An 8,480-nucleotide genomic window follows, 5' to 3' on the forward strand; every position below is an offset into this window, starting at 1 on the left:
AGCTATAACAGTGCCCATATATAATGTATAATTATTGTCAGAAGAAAAACATATATCAATTTTCATATAAAATCCTTATTTTGATATTAATTATCAACACTAAAGTAGATATTATATTTATATAATAATATTTGCAAATATATTTTTATAAAAATAAAAAATTCATTTTATTTACTAACAAAATTATTTATATTGATTTTGCATAAAATAATAATATAATAATCAAAATCTATTTTATAAAGGATTTATATGAAAAAAATTATCAAAAATGAGCTTCAAAATTGGAAGGCTATAGAAGTGGCGTGGATTATAATAGCATGCAGTATAATATTATCGCTTTCTATATATTGGAAAGAAAATATTATTGGCATAGTTTCATCAATAAGCGGTATATTATGCGTGATACTTACAGGGAAGGGAAAATTATCTTCGTATGTATTTGGAATGATTAATACTATTCTTTATTCTATCATAGCTTTTAGTGCAAAATACTATGGTGAGTTTATGCTCAATGTATTCTACTATATACCTATGAATATAGTTGGTTTTATATTATGGAGTAGAAATATGAATAGTGAAAATAAAGAAGTAATAAAAACAAAATTAAATAATAAATATAAAATTATAATATTTGGTTTTTCTTTTATATCAATATTTATTTATGGGTTTATATTAAAAAAATTAGGAGGTTCACTTCCTTTTGTTGATAGTGCAAGTACGGTGTTTGCTGTAACTGCACAAATATTATGCGTAAAAAGATGCACCGAACAATGGATAATGTGGATATTGGTAAACATTTTAAATATTTCTATATGGTATATTAATTTTGCAAGCGGGGGGGACAATATAGCTACTTTGCTTATGTGGAGTGTTTATTTAGTTAATGCAGTGTTTATGTTTATTAAGTGGTATAGAGAAGCAAATAATAAAAATCAGATAAACTAAAAATAATTCGGAGGCTTTATGTATAATGTAGGAATGTATGGTGGTTCTTTTAATCCTCTTCATCTTGGTCATGTAAGATGCATAATAGAAGCGGCTAATCAATGTAAAAAGCTTTATATTGTTTTGGCTGTTGGAAATAATAGAAATGAAATTGATAAAAAAATAAGATACAGATGGCTTTATCAATTAACAAAACATATTGGAAATGTGAAGATTATATTTATAGAAGATAATGCAAACACAAAAGAAGAATATACTGAAGATTTATGGGAAGCGGATTCTATAAAAATAAAAAATGCTATAGGTGAAAAAATTGACGCAGTATTTTGCGGAGATGATTATAAAAATAAAGATTCTTTTTATACAAGATATTATAAAGATTCAGAGTTAATATTTATAGAGAGAGATGAAATAAGCTCTTCAAAAATTAGAGAGAATGTTTATAAGTATTGGGATTATTTACCTAATATAGTAAAGCCTTATTATACAAAAAAAGTTCTATTATTAGGTAGTGAAAGCACAGGTAAGTCAACTCTCACAATTAATTTAGCAAATTATTATAATACCAATTATATAGAAGAGGCAGGGAGAGAATTATCAGAAAAGTCTGGAACTGATTTGCTTATGCTTTCAGAAGATTTTACAGAGATACTTCTTACTCATAAATTAAATGAAATAAAAGCAATAGAGCGTAGCAATAAAATATTGTTTGTTGATACTGATGCAATAATTACAAACTTTTACATGCATTTTTTGGAAGATGAAAATATTATTGATAATGAAAGACTTGCAAAAGCAATTATACATATAAACAAATATGATGCCATATTATTTTTAGAGCCTGATGTTGATTTTGTTCAGGACGGCGACAGAAGCGAAGTTATAAAAAATGACAGAATAAAATACAGCGATAAAATAAAAGATATACTTAATAATATGAATATAAAATATTATTCTATAAGCGGAGATTATCAAAAAAGATTTAAAAAAGCTGTTTCTATTGTAGATAGTTTGCTTCAAAAACACTTTTAATAATAAAAATATCTTTATAAAACTAATGATATAATATATAATCTATTAATATAAAAACTCCATATAACAATGAGGTATATTCAAAATGAACTATCGTATCTTTATAGAGAAAAAAGAAGGCTTTGATTTAGAGGCTAAAAGATTAGAAAGTCAATTAAAAGATAATTTTCAAATAAAATGCAGTGTAAGACTTCTTAATGTTTATGACATTTTTAATATAGAAGAAAGTAAATTAACTAATTCTATTAATGTAATATTTTCAGAGCCTCCAACAGATAGGGTAGTTGAAAAAAAAGATTTTGAGAGTTTAAAACATTTTGCTGTAGAATATTTGCCCGGACAATTCGATCAGAGGGCTGATTCTGCATTACAATGTTTAAAGCTTATTTATAATGATATAGAAGAAGTAACTATAGTAAGCGGAAAAGTAGTTATTTTTGATGGAAATATAGATGATAATACAATAGAAAAGATAAAAAAATTCTATATTAACCCTGTAGAAAGCAGAGAAAAAGATTTAAAAAAGCTAGAAATAGAACCTCATCAAAAGGCTGATGATATTAAAGATGTAGAAAACTTTATTAATTTAAACATAGAAGAACTTCATAAATATAGAGATACTCTTGATTTGGCAATGACTTATAAAGATATAGAGTTCGTACAGAATTATTTCAAAAATGAAGAGAAAAGAAACCCAACAGAAACAGAGATAAAAGTTCTTGATACATATTGGTCTGACCATTGCAGGCATACTACATTTATGACAAAGATTAATGATGTGAAATTAGAAAATGATAAGAGTAATTTTTCAGAGGTGATATTAAATGCTATTAACAAATATTACAGCATGAGAAAAGAGCTTTACGGTGAAGATGTTGACAGCAAAAGAGATATTAATTTAATGGACATGGCAACAGTGTCTGCTAAATACATAAAGAAAAAAGGAAAGCTTGAAGATTTAGAGATTTCCGATGAGATAAACGCTTGTTCTATTTATATAGATGTTGATGCTGTTGATGAGAATGGAAAAAACAAAACAGAAAAATATTTATTAATGTTTAAAAATGAAACTCATAATCACCCTACAGAGATAGAGCCTTTCGGAGGAGCTTCTACTTGTTTGGGAGGAGCTATAAGAGACCCTCTTTCTGGAAGAAGCTATGTATATCAGGCAATAAGGGTTACAGGAAGTGCTAATCCATTAGAGAGATTAGAAGATACTTTGGCAGGAAAACTTCCTCAAAAGAAAATTACTACCACTGCAGCAGCAGGATATTCTTCTTACGGCAACCAAATAGGGCTTACAACTTGTTTAGTTAATGAAATATATGATGAAGGATATAAAGCAAAAAGGCTTGAGGTTGGTGCTGTTGTGGGAGCTGTGCCTGTGGACTATGTGCGTAGAGAAAAACCAAAAGCAGGCGATATAGTTATAGTGCTTGGCGGAAGAACAGGAAGAGATGGTTGCGGCGGGGCTACTGGTTCATCAAAAAGCCATACTGATACATCTTTAAGACTTTGCGGTGCTGAAGTACAAAAAGGTAATGCTCCGGAAGAAAGAAAGATTCAAAGACTATTTAGAAATAAAGAAGTTACTAAATTAATAAAAAAATGTAATGATTTCGGGGCAGGAGGAGTTTCTGTTGCTATTGGTGAATTATCAGACGGAATTGACATTAACCTTGATGTTTTGCCTGTAAAATATTTAGGATTAAATGGCACTGAGCTAGCAATATCAGAATCGCAAGAGAGAATGGCTGTTGTTGTAGAAAGTAAGGATGCAGATAATTTTATAAAACTTGCCAACAAAGAAAACATTGAAGCTACAAAGGTTGCAACAATAACAGACACTAACAGACTTGTAATGTATTTGAAAGGCAAAAAAATTGTAGATATAAGCCGTAAGTTTTTAGACACTAACGGAGCTAAACAAGAAACTAATGCTATTCTTAAAGATATTAATTTTGAAAATAACCCTTTCAGCACAAAGAATGCATGTTCTCTAACTTCTCATTGGTTTAATATGGCAGAAAATTTAAATGTCGCTTCTCAAAAGGGACTTATAGAAATGTTTGACTCATCAATAGGTGCTACTACTGTTCTTATGCCTTTTGGCGGAAAGTATCAAATGACTCCAAGCGATGTAAGCATTCAAAAAATACCAATATTCGACAATAATGTAAAACAAATAAATACGGCTTCTGCTATATCTTGGGGTTATAATCCTTCTATAATGAAATGGTCAGAGTTTCACGGAGGAATATATTCTGTAATAGAATCTATGTCAAAACTTGTTTCTATTGGTGCTGATTATAAAAATATAAGATTATCATTTCAAGAGTATTTTGAGAAATTAGGAAATGATGATAAAAAATGGGGTAAGGTTTATTCTGCACTTTTAGGCACAATATATGCACAAACTGAATTTGATATACCTGCTATAGGCGGTAAAGACTCTATGAGCGGTACTTTTAATAATATATCAGTGCCTTCCACTTTGATATCATTTGCAGTGTCAACTGTTGACAGCAATGATGTTATATCTCCAGAGTTTAAATCTGCTGATAATTATGTGTATTTAATAAAGCATAATATGCTTGAAAACTATATGCCTAATGTTGCAGAAATAAAAGAAAATTTTGACTTTATATATAAAAACATAAAAGACAAAAAAATATTATCAGCATACACTATCAAATTCGGAGGTATTGCTGAAGCTTTAACAAAAATGTCTTTTGGAAACAGAATAGGCGTTGATATAAAAGATGAGCTTTATTTCTTTAATTTAATGCCTGCTTCATTTATAGTGGAAACTAAAGAAGAATTAAATTATAAAAATGCTATTTTAATAGGAAAAACTATTGATGAATACAAAATAAAAGTATGCGGTGAAGTAGTGGATTTAGAAGAAATAGAAAAATTATGGCTTGAAAAATTATCAACAGTATTCCCTTATAAAACTTATGAAGATATAGAAACTTACAAGCTAGCTGAATACAAAAGAGAAGCACCATTTATATGCAAAAACAAAACAGCTAAGCCTAATGTTTTAATATCTGCATTCTTAGGTACTAACTGTGAATATGACACTCAAAAAGCTTTCTCTGATGCAGGAGCAAATACAGATATATTTGTATTTAGAAACATTAAGCCAGAATATATAAAAGAATCAATCGAAGAGATGTCAAAAAAAATAGATAACTCTCAAATATTTATGATTCCTGGAGGATTCAGTGCGGCAGATGAGCCTGATGGTTCTGGTAAGTTTATCTCTGCAATACTTACAAATGAAAAAATAAAAACATCTATACATAAACTATTAGAACGTGACGGTCTTGTTTTGGGTATATGTAATGGTTTCCAAGCATTAATAAAATCAGGACTTCTTCCTTATGGAAAAATAGGAAACATTACAGAAAAATCTCCTACTCTTACATTCAATAAAATAGGAAGACATATTTCTCAAATGGTAACAACAAAAGTAGTATCAAACAATTCTCCTTGGTTATACAACATACCTTTAGGAAGCGAGTTGGTTGTGCCTGTTTCTCATGGTGAGGGAAGATTCTTTGCTGATGAAGAGATAATAAAAGAATTAATCAAAAAAGGTCAGGTTGCTACTCAGTATGTTAATTTTGAGTCAAAACCTACTAATGAGTTTAGATTTAATCCTAATGGTTCAGCTTATGCAATAGAAGGCATACTTTCAGAAGATGGAAAGGTGTTTGGCAAAATGGGGCATAGTGAGAGATACGGAGATAATTTATATAAGAATATCATTACTAAAGATATTTACAACATATTTGAAAATGGCGTGAATTATTTTAAGTAAAAAAATATATTATAGATAATTATACTATTAGTATAGTTATCTATAATATTTATTAATGATTTAGTTCTTTTAAAAAATATTAATTAACATAATAAAAAATGCTAAACTTTTTTATATATTGCCGTTAATTATTATAGTTATAATTAATTTAAGGAGAAATTATATGACTATAAGCGGTATATCTTCTAATAATGTTATGCAAATGAGTGCTACTTCAATTAATACTAAGCCAAATATAGTGGAAGTAAAACCTACTAATGTTAATCAACAGGCTCAAAGCTTATCTCCTCTTTCTAGCAGATATACTTATGCTATGGGAAGAGATGGTAAAAGATATATACTTCAACTTAGAATAGATATAGCTTCAGTAAGAGCTTTCAGTACTTTAGCTTAATAATATAATTACAGGAGCTTATTATATTTTAAGTTCCTGTATATTATTCTTTTATCTCTTTTACTACTATCTTATTTCCATTGACAAGTATAACTTTTAATTTGGCATCTTTTTGTATAAACTCGCCTTCACTAATAGCATCATATTTTTTATCATCAATTAAAATATTTCCTGAAGGTCTAAAAGGTGTATAGGCTATTCCTTCAAGCCCAAGTAAATCATCATAGGACTCACTTGAATGATATCCTGATGTATCTGTTTCTAAAAACATTTTACTTTTAAACACTTTAGATTTTGTCATAAACCTTGCCATTAATATAATAAGTATAATATCTATGATAAGTGAAACAAAAATTACAAATACAGCCTGAGATATATTAGCTATACCAAAAGACATAAATATGCTTGCAAATATGGCGATTATTCCAGCTATTCCTGTAACTCCAAACCCCGGTATAACAAAAATCTCTAAAGCAAGCAATATTATACCAAGCACAAACACAGCAGGCGAAATAAATCCGCTGTCGCCAATAAAAAATTGTGCTGTAAAAAACAAAAAGAAACATACTATAGCAACCACACCGCCTACACCAAAACCAGGAGTTTTTATCTCTAAATATATTCCAGCTATAGCAATGGATATTAATATGCTTAACACTGCAGGATTACTTAAAAATCTTAAAATAAAATCATACTGCCCTTCTTCAAAATTTATTATCTCATAATCATCAATATTTTTTATTTTTAAGATTTCTTCTACAGAGTTTGCTTTACTATTTGCAATATTTATTTTTACAGCCTCATCAGCACTCAATGTAAGAAGTGTTTTATTGTCCAAATCAATTCCGTCATCTCTTTTAGTTAATACAATAGTTTCATCAACCATAGCCTCAGCAGCCTTTGCATTTTTTTTAGAGTTTTCAGCAGAAGCCCTCATAGCAGCACGCATAGCACTAACTTCTTTTTCGCTTGCCTTCTTTGGCTCTCCGCCTTGAAGATACACAGGAGTAGCAGCCCCTATAATACTTCCGTCAGACATATAAATCTCTGAACAACTTAAAGATATCAAAGCTCCTGCAGACAATGCATTTTTGTTTATATATGCTACCACTGGTATATCACTTTCTATCAATGCATTTTTTATCTCTAATGCAGATGACAAAAGCCCACCCGGTGTATCAATCTCAAGTATTATCAAAGAAGCATCATTCTCTTTAGCCTCTTCTAATCCATTTTTTATATATGAGGCGTACCATCTATTTACCTCCTGAAACTCTAATTTTTTTATAACATACACTTTATCTTTTGCATATATGTTTGAGAAAATAAGAGTAAAAAGAATAGCTATATAAAAAACTTTTTTCATAATTGTTCGTCCGTTTATGTTATTTATTTTATTATATATTAAAACAATATTTTTTAGAATATAGTAATTTTTTGGTAGTGTTTAGAATTATATTGATAATTTATGATTTTGTTTTTATCAACTTTTTTCGTTAAAAAAGTTGCAAAAAAACAAATTATTTTTACTATAAAATATATTCATTAATATTTAGGATTTTATTATGGATAATAAAGAAAATATTGTTAAAGAAATAGAAAGTTCAATTAATCAAAAAAAATATAAAAAAGCTTTAAAACATTGTAATGAATATTTATTAAACTATAATGATGATGTACCATATATATTTTTTCATAAAGCAAAATGTTATTATAATTTAGCTTTATTGGAAAATAATTATCAATATTATTTTGAAGCCATTAAAAATTATAATATTGTCATAGATTTAATACCATATAATAGTGAGGCTAAAGAGGCATACTTTAATATTGGACTTATATACCGTAATTTAGCTATTAAAAATAATTATTCTAAAAACTATTTGGAATTAGCTGTATATTATTTCAATAGCAATTTAGAGTTACTAAAGAAAAATGAAGAAAAAACAATAAAAGATTCTGACATAAAAACATTGAATAAGAAATATAAATCAGTTCATTCTGAACTTGGAGTTTCATATGCAATATTAGGAAATTATATACAAGCCATAGATAATTTAAATAAAGTCATATCTATAGAACCATATAACAAAAATGCATACTATAATAGGTTTTTATCTTATTGTTATTTAGCAAAATATGATAATTATAATTATTATACTAATGCATTAAATGATATTAGTAAATTAATAGAATTAGATTCTAATAATTATAGATTTTTTTATTATAAAGGACTTATATTATTTAGTTTAAAAAATTATAAAGATGCTATTGACT

6 protein-coding genes are annotated in these 8,480 nt (G+C 27.9%); 5 read left to right on the top strand and 1 reads right to left on the bottom strand.

All coding sequences use genetic code 11. From position 1 onward, the window contains the following. The first annotated feature begins 249 nt into the window (after positions 1-249). The 4 genes from pnuC (at position 250) to E6A48_RS08655 (ending at position 6,203) form a co-directional block, all read left to right on the top strand. On the top strand, positions 250-945 hold the full coding sequence (gene pnuC, locus E6A48_RS08640; RefSeq protein WP_219709739.1) for a nicotinamide riboside transporter PnuC: 696 nt from the start codon (positions 250-252) through the stop codon (positions 943-945). Positions 946-963: 18 nt separating this feature from the next. Continuing rightward, positions 964-1,977, top strand: coding sequence for an AAA family ATPase (locus tag E6A48_RS08645; protein ID WP_219709741.1), 1,014 nt, complete (start codon positions 964-966; stop codon positions 1,975-1,977). An 85-nt stretch (positions 1,978-2,062) separates the two neighbouring features. Next, positions 2,063-5,809 carry a phosphoribosylformylglycinamidine synthase gene (locus E6A48_RS08650; RefSeq protein WP_219709743.1) on the top strand — a complete coding sequence of 1,249 codons (3,747 nt, stop codon included), beginning with the start codon at positions 2,063-2,065 and terminating at the stop codon, positions 5,807-5,809. A gap of 163 nt (positions 5,810-5,972) precedes the next feature. Further along, positions 5,973-6,203 carry a hypothetical protein gene (locus E6A48_RS08655; RefSeq protein ID WP_219709744.1) on the top strand — a complete coding sequence of 77 codons (231 nt, stop codon included), beginning with the start codon at positions 5,973-5,975 and terminating at the stop codon, positions 6,201-6,203. Positions 6,204-6,246: 43 nt separating this feature from the next. Here E6A48_RS08655 and E6A48_RS08660 read toward each other — a convergent pair whose 3' ends face one another. Beyond that, positions 6,247-7,569, bottom strand: coding sequence for an NfeD family protein (locus tag E6A48_RS08660; RefSeq protein ID WP_219709746.1), 1,323 nt, complete (start codon positions 7,567-7,569; stop codon positions 6,247-6,249). Positions 7,570-7,768: 199 nt separating this feature from the next. On the opposite strand from E6A48_RS08660, the gene E6A48_RS08665 reads away from it, so the two are divergent. Further along, a partial coding sequence (locus E6A48_RS08665) for a tetratricopeptide repeat protein (protein WP_368858897.1) occupies positions 7,769-8,480 on the top strand: 712 nt, incomplete at its 3' end.

The sequence above is a fragment of the Brachyspira pilosicoli genome (assembly GCF_019402445.1).
Classification (GTDB): Bacteria; Spirochaetota; Brachyspiria; order Brachyspirales; family Brachyspiraceae; genus Brachyspira; species Brachyspira pilosicoli_B.